General features: G+C 64.3%; 20 protein-coding genes, 1 tRNA gene and 1 riboswitch. Of the genes, 11 read left to right on the top strand and 10 right to left on the bottom strand.

Annotated elements, in window-relative coordinates:
* Window positions 1–61: 61 nt before the first annotated feature.
* The 3 genes from NGR_RS12235 to NGR_RS12225 all read right to left on the bottom strand — a co-directional run bounded on the left by NGR_RS12235 (window position 62) and on the right by NGR_RS12225 (window position 5,864).
* Window positions 62–865, bottom strand: coding sequence for a TIGR02186 family protein (locus NGR_RS12235; RefSeq protein ID WP_012706757.1), 804 nt, complete (start codon window positions 863–865; stop codon window positions 62–64).
* Entirely contained in the window at window positions 865–1,791 is a 927-nt protein-coding gene (locus tag NGR_RS12230) for a sulfite exporter TauE/SafE family protein (RefSeq protein WP_012706756.1), read from the bottom strand. The genes NGR_RS12235 and NGR_RS12230 overlap by 1 nt, the downstream gene beginning before the upstream one ends.
* A gap of 389 nt (window positions 1,792–2,180) precedes the next feature.
* Window positions 2,181–5,864, bottom strand: a complete 3,684-nt coding sequence (locus tag NGR_RS12225; RefSeq protein WP_012706755.1) for a peptidoglycan-binding protein — start codon at window positions 5,862–5,864, stop codon at window positions 2,181–2,183.
* A gap of 420 nt (window positions 5,865–6,284) precedes the next feature.
* On the opposite strand from NGR_RS12225, the gene NGR_RS12220 reads away from it, so the two are divergent.
* The 9 genes from NGR_RS12220 (at window position 6,285) to NGR_RS12180 (ending at window position 16,015) form a co-directional block, all read left to right on the top strand.
* Window positions 6,285–8,081: an acyl-CoA dehydrogenase C-terminal domain-containing protein gene (locus NGR_RS12220; RefSeq protein WP_012706754.1), complete on the top strand. Its 1,797-nt coding sequence runs from the start codon at window positions 6,285–6,287 to the stop codon at window positions 8,079–8,081.
* 111 nt (window positions 8,082–8,192) lie between these two features.
* Window positions 8,193–9,401: an acetyl-CoA C-acetyltransferase gene (locus tag NGR_RS12215; protein ID WP_012706753.1), complete on the top strand. Its 1,209-nt coding sequence runs from the start codon at window positions 8,193–8,195 to the stop codon at window positions 9,399–9,401.
* Window positions 9,402–9,422: 21 nt separating this feature from the next.
* Window positions 9,423–11,636: a 3-hydroxyacyl-CoA dehydrogenase NAD-binding domain-containing protein gene (locus tag NGR_RS12210; RefSeq protein WP_012706752.1), complete on the top strand. Its 2,214-nt coding sequence runs from the start codon at window positions 9,423–9,425 to the stop codon at window positions 11,634–11,636.
* A gap of 405 nt (window positions 11,637–12,041) precedes the next feature.
* Window positions 12,042–12,338, top strand: coding sequence for a DUF6958 family protein (locus tag NGR_RS12205; RefSeq protein WP_164924159.1), 297 nt, complete (start codon window positions 12,042–12,044; stop codon window positions 12,336–12,338).
* Between the two features lie 329 nt (window positions 12,339–12,667).
* Window positions 12,668–13,246, top strand: coding sequence for a LysE family translocator (locus tag NGR_RS12200; RefSeq protein ID WP_012706750.1), 579 nt, complete (start codon window positions 12,668–12,670; stop codon window positions 13,244–13,246).
* Between the two features lie 151 nt (window positions 13,247–13,397).
* Window positions 13,398–13,922: a winged helix-turn-helix transcriptional regulator gene (locus NGR_RS12195; protein ID WP_012706749.1), complete on the top strand. Its 525-nt coding sequence runs from the start codon at window positions 13,398–13,400 to the stop codon at window positions 13,920–13,922.
* Window positions 13,923–14,080: 158 nt separating this feature from the next.
* On the top strand, window positions 14,081–14,734 hold the full coding sequence (locus tag NGR_RS12190) for a S24 family peptidase (protein ID WP_012706748.1): 654 nt from the start codon (window positions 14,081–14,083) through the stop codon (window positions 14,732–14,734).
* Between the two features lie 12 nt (window positions 14,735–14,746).
* Window positions 14,747–15,556, top strand: a complete 810-nt coding sequence (locus NGR_RS12185; RefSeq protein WP_012706747.1) for a thermonuclease family protein — start codon at window positions 14,747–14,749, stop codon at window positions 15,554–15,556.
* Window positions 15,557–15,604: 48 nt separating this feature from the next.
* Complete coding sequence (locus tag NGR_RS12180; RefSeq protein WP_012706746.1) at window positions 15,605–16,015, top strand: tellurite resistance TerB family protein; 411 nt, start codon at window positions 15,605–15,607, stop codon at window positions 16,013–16,015.
* A gap of 24 nt (window positions 16,016–16,039) precedes the next feature.
* Here NGR_RS12180 and NGR_RS12175 read toward each other — a convergent pair whose 3' ends face one another.
* From NGR_RS12175 to NGR_RS12165, 3 genes are all read right to left on the bottom strand, one after another.
* The gene (locus NGR_RS12175; protein ID WP_012706745.1) at window positions 16,040–16,891 is read right to left on the bottom strand and encodes a transporter substrate-binding domain-containing protein; all 852 of its coding nucleotides are present in this window, start codon (window positions 16,889–16,891) and stop codon (window positions 16,040–16,042) included.
* A 115-nt stretch (window positions 16,892–17,006) separates the two neighbouring features.
* Window positions 17,007–17,081 (bottom strand) — tRNA-Gly (locus NGR_RS12170).
* Between the two features lie 209 nt (window positions 17,082–17,290).
* Window positions 17,291–18,388: a 2'-deoxycytidine 5'-triphosphate deaminase gene (locus tag NGR_RS12165; RefSeq protein WP_012706744.1), complete on the bottom strand. Its 1,098-nt coding sequence runs from the start codon at window positions 18,386–18,388 to the stop codon at window positions 17,291–17,293.
* Between the two features lie 75 nt (window positions 18,389–18,463).
* Window positions 18,464–18,542, top strand: a riboswitch (SAM riboswitch).
* A gap of 43 nt (window positions 18,543–18,585) precedes the next feature.
* On the opposite strand from NGR_RS12165, the gene NGR_RS12160 reads away from it, so the two are divergent.
* Window positions 18,586–19,770 carry an O-succinylhomoserine sulfhydrylase gene (locus tag NGR_RS12160; protein WP_012706743.1) on the top strand — a complete coding sequence of 395 codons (1,185 nt, stop codon included), beginning with the start codon at window positions 18,586–18,588 and terminating at the stop codon, window positions 19,768–19,770.
* Between the two features lie 53 nt (window positions 19,771–19,823).
* Here the strand turns inward: NGR_RS12160 and NGR_RS12155 are convergent, their stop codons facing one another.
* Window positions 19,824–20,438 carry a CDP-alcohol phosphatidyltransferase family protein gene (locus NGR_RS12155; protein WP_012706742.1) on the bottom strand — a complete coding sequence of 205 codons (615 nt, stop codon included), beginning with the start codon at window positions 20,436–20,438 and terminating at the stop codon, window positions 19,824–19,826.
* A 111-nt stretch (window positions 20,439–20,549) separates the two neighbouring features.
* Between NGR_RS12155 and apaG the strand changes: the two genes are divergently transcribed.
* Window positions 20,550–20,942 carry a Co2+/Mg2+ efflux protein ApaG gene (gene apaG, locus NGR_RS12150; RefSeq protein WP_012706741.1) on the top strand — a complete coding sequence of 131 codons (393 nt, stop codon included), beginning with the start codon at window positions 20,550–20,552 and terminating at the stop codon, window positions 20,940–20,942.
* A gap of 12 nt (window positions 20,943–20,954) precedes the next feature.
* Here apaG and NGR_RS12145 read toward each other — a convergent pair whose 3' ends face one another.
* The 3 genes from NGR_RS12145 to NGR_RS12135 form a co-directional block, all read right to left on the bottom strand.
* Window positions 20,955–21,950, bottom strand: a complete 996-nt coding sequence (locus NGR_RS12145; RefSeq protein ID WP_012706740.1) for an Hsp33 family molecular chaperone — start codon at window positions 21,948–21,950, stop codon at window positions 20,955–20,957.
* Window positions 21,951–22,362: 412 nt separating this feature from the next.
* Complete coding sequence (gene argF, locus NGR_RS12140; RefSeq protein ID WP_012706739.1) at window positions 22,363–23,280, bottom strand: ornithine carbamoyltransferase; 918 nt, start codon at window positions 23,278–23,280, stop codon at window positions 22,363–22,365.
* Between the two features lie 69 nt (window positions 23,281–23,349).
* Window positions 23,350–24,549 (bottom strand): aspartate aminotransferase family protein, encoded by a 1,200-nt coding sequence (locus NGR_RS12135; RefSeq protein WP_164924158.1) that lies wholly within the window; start codon window positions 24,547–24,549, stop codon window positions 23,350–23,352.
* Between the last annotated feature and the right edge of the window lie 383 nt (window positions 24,550–24,932).

Here is a 24,932-nt window from a genome sequence, read left to right as displayed (position 1 = left end):
CACACAAAAGGGAACGCGCCAACGCCGGCGAAGGGCCGAGAAGCTACAGCTCGGTTCCGCATCACTCCTTGCGGAACAGCAGGCTCGCGCCCCAGCCGGTGATCGCCGCGAGTGTCACGGCCAGAAAGCCGTAGATGAGCGGCTGCTCGTGCGCGGCGCGGGTGATCGCCTGTTCGAGGCCGGTTTTCACCACCCGGAGCGGCAGGGCCTTGGCGGCGACGAAGAGGCCGTCGCGGAAGAGATAGGCGCGCACCACATGAATGCCGTTCGGGACATTGGCCGGGAGGCGGACCGATGCCTTGAACAGGCTCGAACTGATGAACTGCACGCCGCCCGGATCGCGCTGGTAGACGCCGCTCTCCTCGCGGATGCGCCGAAACGCGTTGCGGAACTCGCCGAGGCTGCTGCCGTCGCCGATGAAGCCGAGCGGCACCAGCCGCATGTGGTCGACGCCGATGCCCATATTGGCGATGTCGCGCGGCGGTGCGATCGTCGCGATGTCACGCGTGCTCGACAGCGAATAAGCCTCCGGCACCAGCTCGAAGGTCATCGACTGGGTGTTGACCCAGATCCCGAAGACACGCTGCTTCTTGCGTACCGTTGCATTGTCCTTCGGCCCTTCGAGCACGACGATGATGTTGTACTTGCCCTGGGCGAGAAGGTCGGCGTCGAAGCCGTCGATGGCGCCGAAGATCGTCAGGTCGGCACCGCGGAAATCGGAGGTGATGGAAATCTCGTCCGTCGAGATGCCGATCTCGAGCTTTTCGGTGAAGTCCCCGACTTCCCGCTCGAGCGACTGCGCCGCCACCGGCCCGCAAACCGTCAAAGCGGCAGCAAACAGGACGAGACGGGCGAGCGCGCGCATCAGAAGCCGAACCCCGCGGAAACCACCGAATAGATGTCCTTCGGCGGAATGATGAGCTCGATCGCCAGGCGGATGCCGACCGCAAGCACGAGCAGCGCCAGAAGGGCCCGCAACTGCTCGCCGCGCAGCCGCTGGCCGACCCGCACGCCGTATTGCGCGCCGATGACGCCGGCGATCATCAGGACGAAGGCCAGCACGATGTCGACCGTATAATTGGTCGAGGCCTGGACGATCACAGTATAGGCCGAGACGAAGACGATCTGGAACAGCGAGGTCCCGACGACGACGCTGGTCGGGATGCGCAGGAGATAGATCATCGCCGGCACCATGATGAAACCGCCGCCGACACCCATGATCGACGTGAGGATGCCGATTGAGAAGCCGAGCGTGGCGACCGGGATGACGCTCAGATAGATCTTCGACTTCTTGAAGCGCATCTTCAGCGGCAGGCCGTGGATCCAGTTGTGCTGGCCGGGCCGGCGCAACTGAGTCGGCTGGTTCCTGGCCGCCTTGCGCATCGCGCCGATGCTCTCCCAGAGCATCAAGCCGCCGACCGAGCCGAGCAAGACGACGTAGAGCAGCGAAATGACGAGATCGAGCTGGCCGATGCTGCGCAGCAGCGAAAACAGCCAGACACCCAGGGTCGCGCCGACGAGACCGCCGCAGAGCAGCACCGTTCCGAGCTTGATGTCGATCGTGCCGCGCCGGAAATGGGTGATCGCTCCGGAGATCGATGAGGCGACCACCTGGTTCGCCCCGGTCGCCACCGCCACCACCGGCGGAATGTTGTAGAAGATCAGGAGAGGCGTGATCAGGAAGCCGCCGCCCACCCCGAACATGCCCGACAGAAAACCGACGGCCGCGCCCATGCCGAGAATGATGAATATGTTCACCGACAATTCTGCAATGGGCAGATAGACCGTCACGGCCAAACCTCGATGTAACAACGAACCCGCACAGCGGGTGACAACTGCAACTGCACAACTCCTAACCGGAAACGATTTAGGAATCGTGCAATGCTTTGAATTATTCGCACCCCGCTTCGGGGCGAGGCATGGCGGGATTCTTCGAAGTGGCGGAAATTCACCACGAGCAGGGGCATCTCGACCGACCGCCTGCGTCCACAAAGGGATGTCTGACGGCGCCTCCGCTCATGCGCCCTCGGGCGGGAGCTGTCAACCTTTTCAGGGACATGGAGCCGCAGTTTCCGCGCCGTCGCCCGGTCATCCGCGGTTTGCGGCTCATTGCGGCGCCGGGGCGCCGAAAGGACGGTGGCGAACCACTGGCGTTCTTGAGGGAAAGGCCTCCCCTGCCCTCATGAATTGCGCTTCAAAAGTTCCTTCACCAGTTCGTCGGTGACTTCACCGGTCGGCTCGTGGCCGATCGACTTCTGGAACGCCTTAATCGCGGCGATCGTCTTCTTGCCCATGTGGCCGTCGGGCGCGCCGGCATCGAAGCCGTTGTTGTTGAGAATGGCCTGGATGTTGCGCACCGCCTTCGTCATGTCGACCGACGCCGTCTTCGTCGAGGGTCCGATCCAGGCGTCCGGAACATCCACCGTATTCGCGCCGGCATCGACCGGCTGGACTTTCCAGGCCTCGGCCTTCGCCTTGGCGCTCGCGAGCTCCTCGGGCTTCAGCGCCTTGGCGATCTCGTCGCGCTTTTCGCCGGCGTCCTTGTCGCCGTCGCGCGCGGCGATCGCGAACCACTTGTAGGAGTCCTCGAGGCTCTGAGCGACGCCGTTGCCCCGGGCATAGAGCACGGCGAGATTGAACTGGCTGTCGCGGACGCCGAGATCGGCGGCCTTCTCGAACCATTTCGCGGCTGCGGCGAGATCCGGCGCACCATCGCGGCCGCTGGCAAGCATCACCGCGAGATTGTGGCTCGCACTGGCGTTGCCCGCCTCGGCGGCCTTCTGGTAGAGGGCCTTGGCCTTGGCGGCATCCCGCGCAACGCCCGCCCCCTTCTCGTAGAGATTGGCGAGACGGTAGGCGGCCGGAACGACGCCGGCATCGGCGGCGCGCTGATACCATTTGCCAGCTTCGACAAGATCTTCCTTGACGCCGCGTCCCTCGGTGAAACGGGTGCCGATCTCGTAATAGGCGAGCGGATCGCCGCCCTTCGCGGCAGTCAACAGCGCCGGCGGACCAAAGCCTTCGGGCAGGACGATTTCGTTCGCCTTGACCGGCGCAAAATTCGCGACCGTGGGTGCGCCTGGGCTCGTCGGCTGGAATGTCGAGACCGGCCCCGACTTTGCCGGCTCGGCCACGGGCTGCAAGAGGGGCGCCTGGCCAGCCTCGACGGCCGGAACGGCTGCGGCAGGCTTGTCGCCTCCCGTCGCGGCTGCCTTCGTCGCAATGGGGGGCGTGCCGGTCTTCTCGACCGGAGCGGCAGCCTTCGGCAGCCCGGCGGGCTTTGCCGCGACCGCAGCGGCAAGCGGCTTGGCCGCTTCCTCGCCGACGGCCTTCGGCGCAATTTCGGCTTCAGCTTTGCGTTCGATCGCCGCGGCAGGCTGGACGCTCTCTGCGTCCCTGTCCTTCAGCATCGTGCTGACCAGCGGATAGGACATGATCGCCAGCAGCACCGCACCGACCGCCATGAGGATCGGGCGGCGATGGCGGGCGAAGGCACCCCCTGCGGCGGACGGTCCCTTATGGTCCTTGGCGCTCTTCAGCGAATCGGCTTCCTCAACGGCCATTTGCGCAGCACGGCGGGCCGCAGCGATGAAATCCGCCTTTTCGCCGCCGTCTGCCGACTGGCCGCCGCGGGCCATTTGCCCGGCCCGCACGCGCTCGAGGATCTTCTTGACGTCCGGTACGCCGGAGCCCGGCTCGAGCAACTGGTTGGCGTCCTCCGGGGCGAGCATTTCGGACGGATCGATCGAGGGGGTGGGCTCGACCATCTGGCGCGCCTGCGCGGGCGCCGTCTCGTTGCGCTTGGCGGAGAAACGCCTGGTCAGGCCGGCGAGCAAGCCGGCTTTTGCTGCCGGGACCGCGACCTGCGAAGCAGCGCCGGAGGGAGACAGGTCGGCGGCGACCGGGCTTGCGACCGTGACGTCAACGTCGGCATCAACAGCCGTTCCAAGCCGCTGAAGGCTTCCCTGCCGCGCAAGATCGGCTTCGTTGAAAGCACCTGCAAATTCAGGCTCCACCGCTTTCGGCATTGCCGGCGCGTTGGGCGAGGCGATCCGCACGCCGGCACCCGGCTCTCGTTCTTCGAGCCGTTCCAGTTTCTCGGCGATGTGGACGAGCGTGTCGTGCAGGGCCTCGAAGGTGCGCGCCGTGCGCTCTTCGCTCGAACGGCTGATATCCTCGAGCGCCCGGAGATCTTCGGCGAGCGCCGAGATCGCCGCCATGTCGGTGCCAGAGGCGGTCTGCGGCATGCCGTTCCGGGCATAGGCCTCCATCACCGCTTCGGCGGCCTGCCGGGCCGCTTCGATGATGTATTCGTCGCTGGTCGCCAGATAGTCTTCGAGCGCCGTCATGCGGCTTTCGAACTCGATCGGCGCGGCGCCGGCCGGCTCCTGATGCGACCGGCTCACCAGCGCCGAGAGATTGCCGATCTGCGCTTCGAGATTGCGCAGCGCCTCGCGATCGTCGAACGGCGCGGCTTGTGTTTCCTCCAGGCGCTGCGCGATATCGGCAAGCCGGTCCTCGAGCCGGTCGAAGCGCATGTCCGGCGCCGGCGATTCGCCATGGCCGTCCAGTTCGTCGATTCGGCGGGCGAGGTAATCCAATCGTTCCGCCAGGACATCGTTGACGCTGCCCTGGTCCAGCGCCTCGATCCTGCGCGAAATATCGGCAAGGTAGTCCGCCAGTTCCGGCGCCACATTGCGCTGGCTGCGCTCCAGCAGCGCGGAAAGCTGATCGAGCCGTTCCTCGAGCCGGGCCGCGGCCCTGTCGCCGGCAAGGTCTTCGACGCGCGCCGACAGCGCCTCGATCCGTGCGCCAAGGCCAGCGTCCACCGGGCGAGCAAGATTGTCGATCTGGTGCGAGAGATCGCCAAGGCGGTTTTCCAGCCGGTTGACGAAGGCGCTGTCGAGGCTGGCGGCATTGCGGCCGACGGCGACCGCCCGGCTGATTTCGTCGAGCCGCTGATCGAGTTCGGCGAACTGCGAGGCGAAGCGCCTGTCGTCCGGCTCCATCTGGCGCCCGAGCGTCTCGATCGCCCGCGCCACGACGACGAGCTTGTCCTCCAGCATATCGACCGCCGAGACCTGGCTCAGCGTGCCGATCTGCGACTTGATTTCGTCAAGACGGTAGGCGAGCGCCACGAGCTCGTCATCACGGTTCTGGTCGAAGGCATTCAGCCGATCCTCGACGCCGCTCCAGCGGCTTTCCATGCGGCGCATGCTGTCTTCGCGCGCCAGGCCGTCGATCATTGCCCGCAGGTCGTCGAATTCGACGCGAAGCGCGTCGGCCTGCGCCGAGGGTGCCTGACGGCCGAGTTGATTGATGTTGTCGGCGAGCCGCTGCAAATCGGCGCGGATATCGGCGGCGTAGCCGCGGTCTTCGGAAGCCTCGGCCTTGATGCCACGGATTTCCGAGCGAAGGGCATGCATTTCGCGGGCAAATCCGTCGCTGATATCGCGCTTCAGATCCTGTCTCAAGCCGACGAGAGCCTCGGCGATATCGGTTGCCGCGGACGGGCGCGGCGGCTGGGTCGGCACCGGCGGGGTTGGCTGGTACCGCGGCTCTTCCGCAAGGCGCGCGGGCGCGGGAACCGGGCGATCGGATTGACGCGCCGAAATGCGCTCGCGCAACGGCAGCCGCTCCCGTGCGCCGCTCAGGGCGCGCTGGCGGTCGAGTATTTCGGAAACGGCGTTGTTCGCCGGCGCTGCCCGGCGGTCCGGCTGGCGCTGCTCGCGGCCGACGCTGCTCATCAGGCCCTCGATGCGCGCCTCGAGGCCTTCGATTGTCCGGTTCAGGGCATCAAGCGACGGCCTGTCGCCATAGGATGGGCTGCCTGTGCGCTGAGGATTGGATCGCGATCCGTTCATTGTCTCTTCGCCCCTGTCGTCGACTATCGTGGAAGCCGCGGAAGGGCGTTTAGGTCCGTTCCTCTTCAGCAGCCCAGCCGATGCGGGCAAAGCCACAACAACGCGAGCCTTCCGGTTGTGGCTTTGCCCATCTCACAGCCCACAATTCATTAAACGTGGTAAACAACCCGTTAATCGGCGCGGTTTTTTAACGATTTATCCATCTGCGCAGGTCCTAATCTTCATTCAAAAGGTGCTCATCTGCCCGGCAGCCGCCTCGCGCCAATTTTTTGCGATGCGAAATTTTTTGACGTTTACGCAAACGTCAAAATTTTGTAGCATCCTGCCAACGATGCGACACCGACCGTTCGGCGCGCTCAAGGCAGATCAAGTCGGGCAAGCCGCAGCGCCGCCCGAGGGGACATCAAGGCGAGGAAAGCAATGCCCATTTACAAGGCTCCGGTCGACGACACCCTGTTCATCCTCAACGACGTGCTCGGCCTCGAGCGCTATCACAACCTGCCGGGTTTTGCGGATGCGACGCCGGACATGGTGGCGGCGATCCTCGGCGAGGCCGCCAGACTTGCCGAGGAAGAGCTCTTTCCGATCAATCTTTCCGGCGATCAGGAGGGCTGCAAGCGCAACGACGATGGGTCAGTCACTACGCCGGCCGGCTTCAAGCAGGCCTTCGATCTCTACCGCGAGGGCGGCTGGCTGGGCCTCGCCGCGCCGGAGGAGTTCGGGGGCCAGGGCCTGCCCTACACGCTTCACACCGCCGTCGGCGAATTCCTGTCCGCCGCGAACATGTCGCTGATGATGTATCCGGGCCTGACGCAGGGCGCCATTGCCGCCATCCTCGTGCACGGCTCCGAGGAGCAGAAGCGCGCCTACCTGCCGAAGATGGTCGACGGCACCTGGACCGGCACCATGAACCTGACGGAGCCGCATTGCGGCACCGATCTGGGCCTGCTTCGCACCAAGGCCATACCGAACGGCGACGGGTCCTACAGGATCTCCGGCCAGAAGATCTTCATCTCCGCCGGCGAGCACGACATGGCCGAGAACATCATCCATCTGGTGCTTGCCCGTATCGAGGGCGCGCCGGAAGGCGTCAAGGGTATCTCGCTCTTCATCGTGCCGAAGTTCAAGCTGAACGACGACGGTGAGCCCGGCGCGCGCAACGGCGTTTCCTGCGGCGCGATCGAACACAAGATGGGCATTCACGGCAACTCCACCTGCGTGATGAACTATGACGAGGCGACCGGCTATCTGATCGGCGCGGAGAACAAGGGCCTCAACGCCATGTTCGTGATGATGAACGAGGCCCGCCTTGCCGTCGGCATGCAGGGACTGGCGATCGCCGAGATCGCCTATCAGAATGCCGCCAATTACGCCCGCGAACGCCTCCAGGGCCGCTCGCTTTCCGGCGTCAAGGCGCCCGAGCAGAAGGCCGACCCGATCATCGTCCATCCGGACGTGCGCCGCTCGCTGATGACGATCAAGGCCTTCAACGAGGCCGGCCGCGCCTTCACCCTCTGGACGGCACTGAAGTCCGATATCGCCCACCGCTCCGACAACGAAGCGGAGCGGCAGGCGGCCGACGACATTCTCGGCCTGATGACGCCGATCCTGAAAGGCGTGCTGACCGACAAGGGTTTCGACCATACGGTCGTGGCGCAACAGCTGTTCGGCGGCCACGGCTATATCGAAGAGCACGGCATGAGCCAGTATGTCCGCGACGCCCGCATCGCCATGATCTACGAGGGCGCGAACGGTATCCAGGCGCTCGACCTCGTCGGCCGCAAGCTCGCAATCAACGGCGGCCGCGCCGTCATGGCGCTGTTCAAGGAAATCGGCGATTTCTGCGAGGAGAACCGCGGCGACGAAAGGCTCTCCGCCTACACCAAGGCGCTGAAGAAGGGCCTCAACGACCTGCAGGCGGCAACCATGTGGTTCATGCAGAACGCCATGGCCAAGCCCGACAATGCCGGCGCCGGCTCGACCGACTACATGCATCTCTTCGGCCTCGTCGTCCTCGGCTACATGTGGGCGAAGATCGCCAAGACTGCGCATGATAAACTTGCCGCTGGCGAAACCGCACAGGCGGACTACCTGAAGAACAAGCTGATCACCGCCAACTTCTTCATGGAGCGAATCCTGCCGGAGACGGCGCTGCGCAAGGCGCGCATCGAAACCGGCGCCGACACGCTGATGGCGCTGGACGCCGCCGCGTTCTGATTTCACAGTGGACCTGGATGAGGAACGGTCCGCGCGGCGGTTTTCCGCCCGCGGGCCGATCCAACCGATGATGCGCGGCCCGACGAGGTGCCGACGAAAGGGAGATGAGACATGACGAAAGTCTTCGTTTACGACCACGTGCGCACGCCGCGCGGCCGTGGCAAGAAGGACGGCTCGCTGCACGAAGTGCCGTCCGTCCGGCTCGCCGCCAAGGTGCTCGAGGCGGTCCGCGACCGCAACGGGCTCGACACCGCGACCGTCGACGACATCGTCATGGGCTGCGTCGATCCGGTGATGGATGCAGGGTCGGTGATCCCGAAGGCGGCCGCTTTCGAGGCGGGCTACTCGACGAGGGCGCCCGGCATGCAGATCTCCCGCTTCTGCGCCTCCGGTCTCGACGCCGTCAATTTCGGCGCCGCCAAGATCGCGCAAGGGGCGGACGACATCGTCATTGCCGGCGGCGTCGAGTCGATGTCGCGCGTCGGCCTCGGCATGTCGGGCGGCTCCTGGTTCATGGATCCCTCCGTCAGCCTGCCGGCCTATTTCATGCCGCAGGGCGTCTCGGCCGACCTGATCGCCACCAAATACGGCTTCTCGCGCGACGACGTCGACGCCTATGCGGTGGAAAGCCAGAAGCGCGCTGCGCACGCCTGGGAAAAGGGCTATTTCGAGAACTCGGTCGTGCCGGTCAAGGACCAGAACGGCCTGACGATCCTCGACCGCGACGAGCATATGCGCCCCGGCACCGACATGCAGGCACTCGCCTCGCTCAACCCCTCCTTCCAGATGCCCGGCGAGATGGGCGGCTTCGAGGCCGTCGCCATCCAGGCGCATCCGGAAATCGAGCGGATCAACTATGTCCACCACGCCGGCAATTCGTCCGGCATCGTCGATGGCGCAGCCGCCGTGCTGCTCGGCTCGAAGGCCGGCGGCGAAGCCATGGGGCTGAAGCCGCGCGCCCGCATCCGCGCCTTCGCCAATATCGGCTCCGATCCGGCGCTGATGCTGACCGGCCCGGTCGACGTTACTGAAAAGCTGCTGAAGCGCGCCGACATGAAGCTCTCCGACATCGACCTCTTCGAGCTCAACGAGGCCTTTGCCGCCGTAGTGCTGCGCTTCATGCAGGCCTTCGACATTCCGCACGACCAGATCAACGTCAACGGCGGCGCCATCGCCATGGGCCATCCGCTCGGCGCGACCGGCGCGATGATCCTCGGCACGGTGCTCGACGAGCTCGAACGCCGCGACCTCAACACCGCTCTGGTGACGCTCTGCATCGGCGCCGGCATGGGCACCGCCACGATCATCGAACGCGTCTGATCCGATCCCGGGAGAGAGAATATGTCTTACACGAACTTCAAGATCGAAACCGACGCGGACGGCATCGCACTCGTCACCTGGGACATGCCCGACAAGTCGATGAACGTCTTCACTGAGGAGGTGATGGACGAACTCGATGCGATCGTCGACCAGACGACCGCCGATGCCGCCGTCAAGGGCGTCGTCTTCACCTCCGGCAAGTCGTCCTTCTCCGGCGGCGCCGATCTGTCGATGATCAAGTCGATGTTCACGTTGCAGGCCGAGGAGAGGAAAAAGGATCCGGCCAACGCCGCGCAGAAGCTCTTCAATCTCGTCGGTCGCATGACCGGGCTGTTCCGCAAGCTCGAAACCTCAGGCAAGCCGTGGGTCTCGGCGATCAACGGCACCTGCATGGGCGGCGCCTTCGAACTGTCGCTCGCCTGCCACGGCCGCGTCGCTTCCAACTCGAAATCCGTGAAGATCGCCCTCCCCGAGGTCAAGGTCGGCATCTTCCCGGGCGCCGGCGGCACCCAGCGCGTGCCGCGGCTCACCAATACGCAGGACGCCCTGCAGATGATGACCACCGGCTCGTCGCTGACCGCGGCGCGCGCCAAGGCGATGGGCCTCGTGCACGAAGTGGTCGAGCCGGAGAAGCTGGTCGAAGCCGCCAAGGCGATGATCAAGAACGGGCTCAAAGCCGTGCAGCCCTGGGACGAGAAGGGCTTCAAGCTTCCGGGCGGCGGCGTCTGGACGCCTGCCTCCGCGCAGCTCTGGCCGGCAGCGTCCGGCATTCTGCGCCGTGAAACCTATGGCAATTATCCGGGCGCCATCGCCATCCTGAAATGCGTCTATGAAGGTCTGCAGGTGCCGTTCGACACCGGGCTCAAGATCGAGCAGCGCTATTTCACCGAGATCCTGCAGACCACCGAAGCCTTCTCTATGATCCGCTCGCTGTTCGTCTCGATGCAGGAGCTTGGCAAGGGCGCCCGCCGCCCGGCCGGCGTCCCGAAAACGGAGTTCAAGACGGTCGGCGTCGTCGGCGCCGGCTTCATGGGCGCCTCGATCGCCTACGTGACGGCCGCCGCCGGCATTCCCGTCACCCTCATCGACCGCGACATGGAAGCGTCCGAGAAGGGCAAGGCGCATTCGGAGGGGCTGGTCAAGGACGCGATCGGCAAGGGGCGGCTGACCAAGGAAGAGGGCGAGGCGCTGCTTTCGCGCATCACGCCATCGGCCGACTATGGCGATCTCAAGGACGCCGGCCTCGTCGTCGAGGCGGTGTTCGAGGACCGGCAGGTCAAGAAGGACGTGATCGAGAAGGTCGAGGCGGTCATCGCCCCGGACGCCATCTTCGCCTCCAACACCTCGACGCTGCCGATCACCGGCCTTGCCAGGAATTCGAAGCGGCCGGAGCAGTTCATCGGCGTCCACTTCTTCTCGCCGGTCGAAAAGATGATGCTGACGGAAGTGATCGTCGGCAAGGAGACCGGCGACAAGGCGCTGGCCACGGCGCTCGACTATGTCGCGGCGATCAAGAAGACGCCGATCGTCGTCAACGACACCCGCGGCTTCTACGTCAACCGCTGCGTCTTCCGCTATATCCACGAAGCCTACGACATGCTGATCGAGGGGGTGCCGCCGGCGATGATCGAGAATGCCGCCAAGATGGCCGGCATGCCGGTCGGACCGCTGTCGCTCAACGACGAGGTGGCGATCGACCTCAGCCAGAAGATCCTCAAGGCGACGGTCGCCGACCTCGGCGAAAAGGCCGTCGACCCGCGCCACATGGAACTGGTCAACAAGATGGTCGACGAACTCGACCGGCGCGGCCGCAAGAACGGCAAGGGCTTCTACGAGTATCCGGCGAAGCCGGCCAAGAAATATCTGTGGCCGGGGCTCAAGGAGCTCTACTCGCAGAAGCCGGCAGACAAGGTCGATGTCGAGGTGGTGAAGCAGCGCTTCCTGGCGACGATCGCGTTGGAAGCGGCCCGCACCATCGAGGAAGGCATCGTCACCGACCCGCGCGAGGCGGATGTCGGCTCGATCCTCGGCTTCGGCTTCGCGCCCTACACCGGCGGCACGCTCTCCTATATCGACGGCATGGGCATCAAAGCCTTCGTCGCGATGTGCAACAAACTAGCCAAGGCTTATGGCGACCACTTCGAGCCGACGCCGCTCTTGAAGGAGATGGCCGAAAAGGGCGAGACCTTCTACGGTCGGTTCGACCCCTACGGGCAGGCGCAGAAGGCGGCTTAAGCCGCCAGCCCTAGATCACGATGATTTTAGGCCGGCTCGACCTAAAATCATGAACGTGATCGATTCCAATAGGTTAGAGCGGGATGCGGGCGGAAAACCGCACACACTTTTCCTCATCCCGCTCTACACGAGGAGTGTTCGAGGGCCGCACCGTGTGCGGCCCTTTTTCGTCAGTCTTCCAGACATCAGCAGTACTGGCCTCGTATACCACCTCCGTCATCCTCGGGCTTGACCCGAGGATCCATGCACAAGCCAACGTGAGCGCACCGGTGGAGGCGCGCTTGATACTGGATCCTCGGGTCAAGCCCGAGGATGACGGGGGGGGGGTGAGAGCCGATCATGCCAACGCGTTGTCGGTTCCCACCCCGCTCGACCGTCCTTGGGATGCGAACTGGAGGAACAACCATGTCGAAGTCCAACCGGATCACCGTCGAGAACATCATCCACCCCGGCAAGACCACTTCGGTCGACGCCGATAAGTATGCGGCGATGAAGACCGCCCTGCTCGCGGTGATCCCCGTGCAAGCGCCCGGGCTGACGCTGGCCGAAGTTCGCGAGCGCATCTTCGCCCATCTGCCGGAAGAGCGGTTTCCGGGCGGCAAGGGCGTCTCCTGGTGGTCGAAAGCCGTGCAACTCGACCTCGAGGCAAGGGGAGAGATCGTGCGGGAGAAGACGCGGCCGATCCGGCTGCACAGGAGCTGACGCTCGCTTTTCTTCCTGTGCCCTGTCGTTTTCGGGGAACTCGCAGCCTGCGAAAATAGGGCTTTGTGAGCTCCCTTTTGCCCAATACCTCCGTCATCCTCGGGCTTGACCCGAGGATCCAAACACGAGCAACCATTGGCACACTGAATGCAATGCCTCCCCGATTGATTCTGGATCCTCGGGTCAAGCCCGAGGATGACGGAGCAAGGGGAGACACAGCGCCTGACACGAAGCTGAGGTCACTGGGCGGGTAGTTGACCAAGATCAAGTCCGCGCGCTAACCGGTCCGCTAAGAGCAGGAGAAGAGATCAGCAACGACAGCACCAATCATGCAGCCGCTCCCCTTCGCCCTTGCCATCCTGCTTCTGCTCGCGACGCCCGGGCCGACCAATACGCTGTTGTGGCTTTCCGGTGCGGCGGCCGGCATGCGACGCTCCTTGCCGCTGCTTGCCGGCGAACTCGGCGGCTATCTGACGGTGATCGTCCCGGTGACGGTGCTGGCGGCGCCGCTCATTTCCGCGCATCCGGCTGTCGGCCTCCTGCTGAAGCTCGCCGCCGCCGGCTGGATCCTCTTCATGGCGCATGCCCTCTGGACGATGAAGGCGCAGGGCGCAAGCGATCGGCCGATCGCCCCCGGACAGGTGTTCGTTACCACTCTCCTCAACCCGAAGGCGCTGATCATTGCGCTCGTCATCATGCCGCAGGTTGGGCTTCAAGCGATGCTGCCATGGCTTCTCGGGTTTGCGATGCTGACGCTTGGTGCCGGTTCGCTGTGGATTGCCGCCGGCACTCTCCTGGCGCGTTTGCCGCGGCCGGTCGCCCCGCGCCTGCCCCGCCGCATCGCCGCAGTCTGCCTCGTCGCCTTTTCCTTCGGGATCGCCGGCAGCGCGCTTGCGTCGATGATCTGAAGCGAGGCCCATGGGCGACCGCACCCGCGCCGTCAATACTGATATCATTTTGAAAGCAGTTGCACTGTAGCGTTACTGCTGCAATAATGCAAGCAGTTTTGAAGGGTGCGGAAAATTGCCGGTCCGCATCCGCCCCGCTACAGAGGCCCGAATGACTGACGATCACCGCTCTGCCTGCCCGATCAATCTCTCGCTCGAAGTCTTCGGCGACAAATGGAGCCTCCTGATCATCCGCGACATGATCTTCGGTGGCAAACGCCATTTCCGCGAGCTCTTGCGATCACAGGAGGGCATTTCTTCCAACATCCTCGCCGACCGGCTGAAGACGCTGCTCGAAATCGGCATGCTGACCAAGCGCGACGATCCGAGCCACAAGCAGAAGGCGATCTACAGCCTGACCGAGATGGCGATCGCGCTGGTGCCGATCATGGCGCATCTTGGCGCCTGGGGCCGACGCTATCTGCCGGTCAGCGAGGAACTGAGCATCCGCGCCCAGCTCATGGAGGAGGGCGGCCCGGTTCTTTGGGAACGCTTCATGGACGAGCTCAGGGCCGAACATCTCGGCGTGTCTCGTGTATCGGAGGGCCCATCCGTGCGCCAGACGCTGCAGGCGGCCTATGAGGAGGTCATAGCCCGCAAGGCCACGGAACGGGAACCCGCCAACGCCGGTTCATGAGCCCGTCGTGGGCGTCCCTTATCGCAAGCACAGGACTATTTTCCTGCCTGTTCTTTACGGCGGTTCCTCGCCTCGTTAGGGTACAAAATGAGGCGGAAGCGGGCGCGACGTAGCCGATGGTCGGTCCGCGTCGCCGCACTGTGGCGGGGTGGAGCGACATGCTTTCACATGACAGCATCTGGCGGGCGATCGACGCGCTGGCGGAGCGCCATCAGCTCTCGCCGTCCGGCCTTGCACGCCGCGCCGGCCTCGATCCGACATCCTTCAACAAGTCGAAGCGCCAGTCGCCTGACGGTCGCGACCGCTGGCCGTCGACGGAATCGATTTCGAAGGTCCTCGAAGCGACCGGCGCGACGATCGACCAATTCATGGCGCTCCTGCAGTCCGGTAGCGGCCCATCGTCGCGCACCGGTCTGCCGGCTGCCGGCATTCCGCTCATCGGTTTCGCGCAGGCCGGCGCAGGCGGCTTTTTCGACGACGGCGGGTTTCCCGTCGGCCAGGGTTGGGATGAGGTCGATTTTCCAGTCGCAGCGCAGAGCAAGGCCAGCGTCTACGCCTTGGAGGTCCAGGGCGACAGCATGCTGCCGCTTTACCGTGACGGGGACGTCCTGATTGTCGATCCGGGCGCATCGGTGCGCCGTGGCGACCGCGTCGTCCTCAAGAGCTGCGAGGGCGAGGTGATGGCGAAGATCCTGGCGCGGCAGACGTCGCGCGGCGTCGAGCTTCTGTCGCTCAATCCCGACCACCCGAACCGAAGTTTCGAGATGAAAGACGTCGAATGGATTGCCCGGATCGTCTGGGCCAGCCAATAGGATAGCGTCAAGATGCGGCCGCAGGTCATCTCCATCGTCGGCGGGCTCGCCGCCCTCGCCCTCTACGCCGCCATCCTGCTCGGCGGGGCCGCTACGATCCGCGGCCGCGAGAGCGCCGCCACGCCCGATTTCGTGCTCGAGACGCCGGACGCTGCCGCGATCGACGAGCCGGCCGAAGAGCCAGTTCCGGCGGCGGAGCCTCCAGCCGAGCCGGCGCCGCCGCCCGCCGAGGCGGCCGCCAAGACCTCCAGGACGCCGGTGCGGCCGGTCGACCCCAATCTTTTCGCCATCCCGGAAGAAGGTGTTGCCAAACCGCTTGAACGGATCGCGCCGCGGCCGCCCTTCTCCGCACCGCCCGAAAAGAAGGCGGTGCCCCTCGTCTTGCAACGACCCGTCGCCCTTGCCGCCGGCCTCGTCCAGAACGGCGACACGACGCTGCAGATCAAGGACATAGAGCCGGAGAAGGCGGAGAAGGTTTGCGAGGGAGCCGGCAAGAGTTGGCCCTGCGGCATGGTCGCGCGCACCGCATTCCGCAATTTCCTGAGGGGGCGAGCACTCGTCTGCGACCAGATCGACGAGAAGGCCGAAGGCTCCCCCGCCGTAAGCTGCAAGGTCGGCAACATGAACGTCGCCGAATGGCTGGTCACGAACGGCTGGGCCACTCCCCTGCCCGGCACGCCGCTCGAAGCGAAAGCCGAAGACGCGCGAAACGCCAAGCGCGGTTTCTACGGCGATGACCCGCGTGACTTGCGCCGCAGGCCTGCGGTGATCGAGGAGCCCGCCGCCGGCACGGACTTCGGCGAGCCCGCGCCGGACTTGTAAGCCCGCCCGAAAATCCCTAACTCAGCGCCACCAGTCCCGGGAGAACCGATGTCCGCAAGCTTCAGCCAGCACGAAGCCCTCGTCTATGTCATGGTCATGATGTCGGCCGTGGACAGAAGCATGAGCGATGACGAATTCGCGCGGATCGGCGGGCTCGTGCGTTTCCTGCCGGCCTTCGACGGTTTCGACGAGGACCGGCTGGTCCATATCGGCCGCGAATGCGCGGCCCAGCTTGCCGCTCCCGAGGGGCTCGACGTCACCCTCGAAATGGTTCGCGAATCGCTGCCGCAGCGGCACTACGAAACCGCCTATGCACTTGCCGTCGAGATCGCCGCCGCCGACCAGCGCATCCGCACCGAGGAAATCCGGCTGCTGCAGCTGTTGCGCGACCGGCTCGCCCTCGACAAGCTCACCTGCGCGGCGATCGAACGCGGCGCCCTCGCCCGCTTCCGCAGGTAGCCGCCCAGCACGCCGCGGATTCGTTCAATAGATGCCGTTCGGAAAATAGCGCAGGTAGATCTCCTCCAGCCTGCCGCTGCGTGACAGCGCCAGCAGCGCGTGGTCGATCGCCTGGGTCAAGGCAGGCTCGGTCGTGCGGTTCATGATCGTCAGGCCCTCGCCCAGGAAGCGCTCAGAGAAATAGGCGCCGTCCAGCAAAGTGCAGCATCCTGCGGCGACGCTGCCGGAGACCCAGAAGGAAAGCTGCATGGCATCGGAGAAGGCGGCCGTCACGGCGCCCTCCCGCAAGGCGTTCAGCAAGGCATCGCGATCGGGATAGGCCTTGGCTTCGAGCTGCGGAAAGAAGGCTTTCAGCATCGCCTCATGCGTCGTCCCGGCGACCGCCCCGATGGGCTTGCCGACGAGATCGGCCGGGCTCTTGACGCCCTCGGCCGCCTTCCTGTTGAGGGCGAAGCGTGCCGGCATTTGCATGAAGGCCCTGGAGAAGGCGAAACGCCGCCGCAGTTCCGGCGTCACGGCGATGCCGGCGACGATCGCCTCGCCCTGGCCCTGTTCAAGGGCCGGCATCAGCTCGGGATAGGTTACCGCCTGGATCTGGCATTTCGACTCGATCTCAAGTTCGCGGCAGATTTCCCGGGCAAGGTCGACGTGAAAGCCGGAAAGCTTGCCCGACTGGTCGATGAAATTGAACGGCGGGAAATCGACCGTCGTGAGGAACCGCAACCGCGCCAGCGCGGTCAGATCAGGCTTGGCGATGCGCTCGCGGGCATCGAACAGCAGAGGCAGGTCGTTCGGTGCGGCGCCCGCCCCGGACGCGAGAAGCGCCACTGTGACAGCAAGCATTCCGAAAAGACGATGAAAGAAAACGCGCGTCATTGTGATCCGATTCCCGAACAGTGACCGGACCTTAGCGGGGTGTTGCAGGGCTGGCCATAGGCAGGAGCCGCGCAGAAGCGGCGGCCCTCAAACGGATGGCGGACGAAAGAAAAAATGGAGCGGGTGATCGGGATCGAACCGACGACATCAAGCTTGGGAAGCTGGCGTTCTACCACTGAACTACACCCGCGTCAGAAGCGGAAATTTCCTCAACCGCCGCGATCTGTCAAGCGACTATCTTTGAAACGACGCAAATCCGGACGGAAAACCGTTACACACTTTTCCTGGAATTGCTTTACAGCGCCGCGCGTCCAATCGGACGCGCTAAGGTCGCTGTAGCACTTTGAACTGCTGCATGATTGCTTAAATCGATTCCGATTTAGGAATCATGCAGTGGGCTCACTCGGCGCGAAAATGCTTCGAAAGCTTGAGGCCCTGCGCCTGGTAGTTCGAGCCGAGATCAAGACCGTAGAGGCCCTCCGGCCGCTCCAGCATATGCTCGTAGATGAGGCGGCCGACGATTTGCCCGTGTTCGAGGATGAAGGGCACCTCATGGCTGCGCACCTCGAGCACGGCACGACTGCCGCTGCCGCCGGCCGAGGCGTGGCCGAAACCCGGGTCGAAGAAACCGGCATAATGGACGCGGAACTCGCCGACCAGCGGATCGAAGGGCGTCATCTCGGCGGCGTAGAGCGGCGGGACGTGCACTGCCTCGCGCGAGACGAGGATATAGAACTCGTCCGGATCGAGGATCAGGTCGTCGCGTCCGCGGCTGTAGAGCGGCTCCCAGAAATCGAAGACCGCGTGTTCCGCCTTCTTGTCGACGTCGACCACCGAGGTGTGGTGCTTGCCGCGATAGCCAATCAGGCCGTCGGGGCCGGTCCCCTTGAGGTCGATCGACAGCGCGATGCCGCCGCCGCTGATATTGGGCCGCTCGCTGGCAACGAGCACGTCGCTTTCGTGCAGGCCGAGCAGCTCCTGTTCGGAAAGAACCGAGTGACCGACGCGGAAACGGATCTGCGACAGCCGCGAACCGCGGCGGACGACGATCGGAAAGGTCCGAGGGCTGATCTCCAGGTAAAGCGGCCCGTTATAGCCGGCCGGGATCTTGTCGAACTCCTGCGCCCGGTCGGTGATGACGCGCGTGAAGATATCGAGGCGGCCGGTCGAGCTCTTCGGATTGGCGGAGGCGGACATGCCCTCCGGCAGGGAAAGGCTCTCCATCAGCGGCACGATGTAGACGCAGCCTGTCTCCAGAACCGCGCCCGCGCTGAGATCGATGACATGCAGCTTCAGGCGGTCGAGCTTGTCGGCAACGAGGTGGGCCGGCCCCGGCATGAAGCTGGCGCGGACGCGAAATGCCTTGGATCCGAGGCGAAGATCGAGGCTGGCCGGCTGGATCTGGTCATCATCCAGCGCCTTCTCGCTCTTCAGACGTCCCGAGGCAAACAGCGCAGCAATCGCGCGGTCGGCCAAAATCCCTGTTTCCCGGCCCATTCCCATCCTCATTCTCAGTTGCCAGACAAAACCAAACTCCGGGAATTGACGCAAGCGCGGCCAGGCAGTATTGGAGCTTTATCCCGTGGTGATTTGGCCGGTCGGCTTGCAGCCACGTTAAACAAGTAGCTAAAAAGGCCGGGTGTCAAACCGGTCGTTTCGCGGCCGGTTTTTTTGTTTTTGAAGGTGATCGTCGCATGAGCAAGACCTGGCGCCCGGCTACCCAACTCGTCCACGGCGGAACCATCCGCTCCCAGTATGGCGAGACCTCCGAAGCAATCTTCCTGACGCAGGGCTTCGTCTACGACAGCTCGGAAGCTGCGGAAGCCCGTTTCAAGGGCGAGACCGAGGGTTATATCTACGCGCGCTACGGCAGCCCGACCAACGACATGTTCGAGAAGCGCATGTGCATGCTCGAAGGCGCCGAAGACGCGCGGGCCACCGCATCCGGCATGGCCGCCGTCTCCGCGGCGATCCTCTGCCAGGTCAAGGCGGGCGACCACATCGTCGCTGCCCGCGCCCTCTTCGGCTCCTGCCGCTGGGTTGTCGAGACGCTGGCGCCGAAATACGGCGTCGAATGCACGCTGGTCGACGGCCGCGACCTCAAGAACTGGGAAGACGCGGTGCGACCGAACACCAAGGTGTTCTTCCTCGAAAGCCCGACCAACCCGACGCTGGAAGTAATCGATATCGCCGGCGTCGCCAAGCTCGCCAACCAGATCGGCGCCAAGGTCGTGGTCGACAATGTCTTCGCGACACCGCTGTTCCAGAAGCCGCTGGAACTCGGCGCCCATATCGTCGTCTACTCCGCCACCAAACATATCGACGGCCAGGGCCGCTGCCTTGGCGGCGTCGTGCTCTCCGACAAGCAGTGGATCGACGAGAACCTGCACGACTATTTCCGCCACACCGGCCCGGCCATGTCGCCGTTCAACGCCTGGACGCTGCTGAAGGGCATCGAAACGCTGCCGCTGCGCGTCAAGCAGCAGACGGAAAATGCCCGCCGCGTTGCCGACTTCCTCGCCGAGCAGCCCCAGGTGGCGCGCGTGATTTATCCTGGACGCAAGGACCATCCGCAGGCCGGCATCATCGCCAAGCAGATGAGCGGCGGCTCGACGCTGGTCGCCTGTGAATTGAAGGGCGGCAAGGATGCGGCCTTCGCGCTGCAGAACGCGCTCCACATCGTCAGGATTTCCAACAATCTCGGCGACTCCAAGAGCCTCATCACGCATCCGGCGACGACGACGCACAAGAACCTCTCCGACGAGGCCCGCACCGAGCTCGGCATCTCGGCCGGCACCGTGCGCTTCTCGGCCGGCATCGAGGACAGCGACGATCTGATCGAGGATTTCGCCAAGGCGCTGACGTCCGTCAGGGCCTGATCACCTCGCAGCTTCGACGATTTTTTAACCGCCCGGCTCGCACGGGCGGTTTTTCATTGCCCATCGCGAAAGGTGAGACGCGCCAGGACGATCCGCGACACGGCCGTATAGAGGCAGATGGCTGCGAAGATCGCCGCCAGCGCGGGGAACCAGCCCGGAAACAGGCAGCAGGCCAGAAAGAAGGCGATCGTCTCGGTCGCCTCAGCAAGCCCGGTCGTGAAATAGATCGACTTCGCGCCGCGGATTTCGGTCGACAGTGCCCGCTTCGCGGCGATCACGGCGAAGGCGAGGAAGCTCGAGCCATTGACATAGAAGGCAAAGAGCAAGAACCCGCCGGCAAGACCATTCATTGCCGGATCTGCGGTGATGAAGGCGAGCGGGATCGCGCCATAGAAGGCGAAGTCGAGGACGATGTCGAGGAAACCGCCGAAATCGGTCTTGCGGCTGGCCCGCGCCACCGCCCCGTCGAGGCCGTCGCAGAGCCGGCTCGACAGAATGAGAACCGCGCCCGCAACGTACTCTTGCCAAGCAATGAGCGCGGCCGCGGCAAGGCCCAGGCAAAGGCCGCAAATCGTGATCGCATCGGCACTCACACCCCGCCCGGCGAGCGCCGCGCCAAGCCGGTTCAGGATGGGATCGAGTTGCCTGCGCACCGCGCCGTCGAGCATGTTCACCCGCCTTGCGTGAAATTCGAAACGACTCGTATAATCTTGCCGTTATTCTTCACGAAACCTTATCGCTGTATGATACTCGAGCAGATTTGAAACAGGATGTCGAACATGTACCGTGCGCTGACTCGCGACATAGAAGTCACGGTGGAGCCGTACTATCTCGAAGAACAGTCAGACCCGGATGACAGCCGCTATGTCTGGGGCTACCGCATCGTCATATCGAACCATTCGGAGATCGCGGTTCGGCTGATGACCCGCTATTGGCACATCACCGACGAGAACGGCCAGGTCGACGAGGTGAGCGGTCCGGGCGTCATCGGCGAGCAGCCGCTGCTCAATCCCGGCGACACCTACGAATATTCCTCAGGCTGCCCGCTCGACACGCCGTCGGGCGTCATGTTCGGCCACTACAGCATGGAGGCCGAAGACGGGGAGACCTTCAACGTGGCGATCCCCGCCTTTTCGCTCGATTCTCCCGGATTAGTGCGGACGCTGAACTGACGCGCTTGTCCCTTACTGAGAACGCACCTCGCTTGCCTCGAAGCGATAGTTGGTGGAGCAGAACTCGCAAGTCACCTTGATCTGGCCGTCCTCGATGCTGTGCTCGATGTCCTCGTCGCTCAATCCCTCCAGGACCTCGCGTATCTTGTCGCGCGAGCAGCTGCAGCGATCATAGACGGCCTGGGGCTGGTAGACCCGCACGCCCCGCTCGTGGAACAGCCGATACAGCAGCCGCTCGGTGCCGACCGTCGGGTCGGTCAGTTCGTCGATATCGATGGTCTCGACCATCACCTTGGCTTCGGCCCAGAGATCGTCCTCGTCGAAGAGCAGGCTGGAATCGCCGTCATCGCCATCGCCGCCCGGCAGATCCGGCTGGCGCATGCGCTCGGGAGCCTCGGGCAGGAACTGCGCCACCATGCCGCCGGCGCGCCAGCGATGCCGCGGCTTGCCGTTTTCGTCCCGGTCGAGCAGTTCGGCGACGGCGAGGCGGACCTTGGTCGGTATCTGTTCGGACTGACGGAAGTAGACCGCTGCGATCTCCTCCAGCGTCGCGCCGTCGAGCGCGACGATGCCCTGGTAGCGCTGGGTATGGACGCCCTGGTCGATCGTGAAGGCAAGGATGCCGTTGCCGAGCAGTTCGTGCGGCTGCGTGCGCCCGCCCTTTTCGGCGGCGGCGAGTGCCTCTTCGTCGTAGCGCGCATAAGCGCGAACCCGGTCCGGAGTGGAGAAATCGGCGACGACGAGGTCGACCGGCCCATCACCCTGCGTCTGGACGATCAGCTTGCCCTCGAACTTCAGCGAGGTTCCGAGCAGAACGGCGAGAACGACGGTCTCGGCGACGAGCCGTGCCACCGGCAGCGGATAACTGTGCCGCTCAAGGATCGCGTCGAGCATCGGACCGAGCTGCACGGCGCGCCCGCGCACGTCGAGACCTTCGACCTGAAAGGGAACGACGTGGTCGTCACCGGCAAAATCGAACTCGCCAAGTCCCGGTGCTGTCTCTGTCATCGTTTGCTCCTTGCATCGATCACGGCGGCCGGGCAACCCGAATTCGCCGTGCTCGAACTTCCAATCTTGTGCGTAGTGCGAGCGGTAAGCCGCGCACACCCGTTGTCGTTCCTTTTGCATCGCTGCATCTCAATCGAGGCGCAACGGTCGCATGGCACCGTGCATTGCTCGTGACATCGAGAGCGCCGATCGGCGCGCTCCGTCTCTAACTGCCGCTTATCCTATTTGATCCCGTCATGGACGGATTTGTCCAGCAGGCAAGCGCGGTCCCGGAAACGCCCCCGAAAAACGGCGGTTCCGGTAAAACGCGCGGTGTCGAGAAACGGCACAGCGGCCGGACTCTCCCGCACGGCGCTGTAGATTGTGTCACCGCTCTCCGATTTCAATAGCCGGTCTGCCCTCGGAAGCCCGTTCAGACGGCGCCCAGGCACCAGGCGAGGATCGACTTCTGCGCGTGCAGCCGGTTCTCGGCCGCGTCGAAGACGACGGACTGCGGGCCGTCGATGACCTCGTCGGTGACTTCCTCGCCGCGATGCGCCGGCAGGCAATGCATGAACACGGCCTCCGGCACCGCGTGCTTCATCAGCGCCGCGTTGACCTGATAGGGCTGGAAGACATTGTGCCCGCGGGCGCGATGCTCCTGGTTCATCGACACCCAGGTGTCGGTGACGACGCAGTGGGCGCCGGCAACCGCCTGCTCCGCCTCATGGCAAAGAAGTATCTCGCCGCCATTGTTGCGCGCCCAGTTCAGGAACTTGTCCTGCGGCTCGGAGCCGAGCGGCACGGCCATGTTCATCCGGTAGCCGAAGCGCGCCGAGCCTTCGATCAGCGAATGGAGCACATTGTTGCCGTCACCGGTCCAGGCAATCGTCTTGCCTTGGACCGGCCCACGATGCTCCTCGAAGGTCATGATATCGGCCATGATCTGGCAGGGATGCGTGTCGTCGGTCAAACCGTTGATGACCGGAACGGTGGCGTGCTCGGCCAATTCCAGCAGGCGGCGATGATCGGTCGTGCGGATCATGATGGCGTCGACATAGCGGGACAGCACCTTGGCGGTGTCGCCGATCGTCTCGGCGCGACCGAGCTGCATTTCGGTCCCGGACAGAAACAGTGTCTCGCCGCCGAGCTGCCGCATGCCGACATCGAAGGAGACACGGGTGCGGGTGGACGGCTTCTCGAAGATCATCGCCAGCATCTTGCCGGCGAGCGGCTTCTCGGCCGTTCCGGCCTTGGTCGCCGTCTTGCGCACGCGCGCATCGTCGATGATCGTGCGCAGGTCGGCACCCGTCATCGCGGAGAGGTCGAGAAAGTGTCTGGTGGCAGTCATCGTGCTGTATTTCCTGTCATAAACCGGTAATCGACCATGCTTTCGGGCCGCTTGCAACCCGTCGCGCTCTCAAGCCGCGGCCGTGCCGCTGGCGGCCCGGACCGCTTCGGCGGCGCGCTCAAGTCGTGCCAGCCCCTCTCGTGCCTCGGCGGCAGTGGTGATCAACGGGGGCAACAGCCGCAACACGTTTTCGCCGGCCGGCACGGCAAGCAGCTTCTCGGCCCGGATTGCCTTCAGCACGTCGGCGCACGGCACCTTGGCCTTGATCCCGAGCATCAGCCCGTCGCCGCGAATCTCCTCGATCACGTCCGGGAAGCGGTCCTTGAGCGAGGCGAGCCCCTGGCGGAAGACGAGCGCCACGTCGCGGACGTTCTCCAGAAAGCCTTCCGCGAGGACGACGTCGAGCACGGCATTGCCGACCGCCATCGCCAGCGGATTGCCGCCATAGGTCGAGCCATGGGTACCGGCCACCATGCCGGCGGCCGCCGCCTCCGTCGCCAGGCAGGCGCCGAGCGGGAAGCCGCCGCCGATGCCCTTGGCAACGGCCATGATATCCGGTGTGATGCCCGACCACTCATGGGCGAAGAGCTTGCCGGTGCGGCCGACGCCGCATTGGACCTCGTCGAGGATCAGCAGCAGGCCGTACTCGTCGCAAAGCGCGCGCAGTTCCTGCATGAACTCTTTCGAGGCCAGGCGAATGCCGCCCTCGCCCTGGATCGGCTCGATCAGGATTGCCGCGGTCTCGTCGTTGATGGCGTTCTTGACGGCGGCGATGTCGCCGAACGGCACCTGGTAGAAGCCTGGCGCCTTCGGCCCGAAACCCTCGATATATTTCTGCTGGCCGCCGGCGGCGATCGTCGCGATGGTGCGGCCGTGGAAGGCACCTTCGAAGGTGATGACGTGGAACCGCTCCGGGTGCCCCTTGGCAAAATGATAGCGGCGCGCCGTCTTGATCGCGCATTCGAGCGCTTCGGCACCGGAATTGGTGAAGAACACCCGATCGGCGAAGGTCACCGCCGTCAGCCGTCGCGCCAGGCTTTCCTGGCCGGGAACGTCGTAGAGATTGGAGACGTGCCAGAGCTTCTCGGCCTGCGCCTTCAAAGCCTCGACGAGATGGGGATGGGCATGGCCGAGCGAATTGACCGCCACCCCGGCTGCGAAATCGAGATAACGCGTGCCGTCCTCCGCGATCAGCCAGACGCCCTCGCCTCGCTCGAAACGCAACGGCGCACGCAGATAGGTATCGTAAAGCGGCGTTGTTGCGGCCATGGTCAGCGTCTCCTTCGTCGTCGGCATCGCTACCGGACTTTCAGCCCGATAAAAATCAAAAATGCCGCCTTGCGGCGGCGCAGGCACTATTCCCATTTCACGGCGCCATGTCAACAAAACCAAGGCTTGCGACGGCGTCCGCGAGACAGATTCCGCAATGCGAAAAAATCGCCCGGCGGGGCTTGCAAAAATGCAACTATCCGACAGCAAGTTGGGGAAAACTGCGAAATCGATTCGGCGTGATTCCGGCGACTCTTGCCACGGAGTCACCCTGCCGGTAGGTTAATATTCAATTACTAGACGCATGCGGCGGACCTAGTCACCAAAATAGTTATCGCGTTGCAACTCCGGGGCTTTTCCGGAGAACGGTGATGGATTCTGCC

The sequence above is a fragment of the Sinorhizobium fredii NGR234 genome (assembly GCF_000018545.1).
In the GTDB taxonomy this organism is placed as follows: domain Bacteria; phylum Pseudomonadota; class Alphaproteobacteria; order Rhizobiales; family Rhizobiaceae; genus Sinorhizobium; species Sinorhizobium fredii_A.
This window is presented reverse-complemented; position numbering and strand designations above follow the sequence as displayed.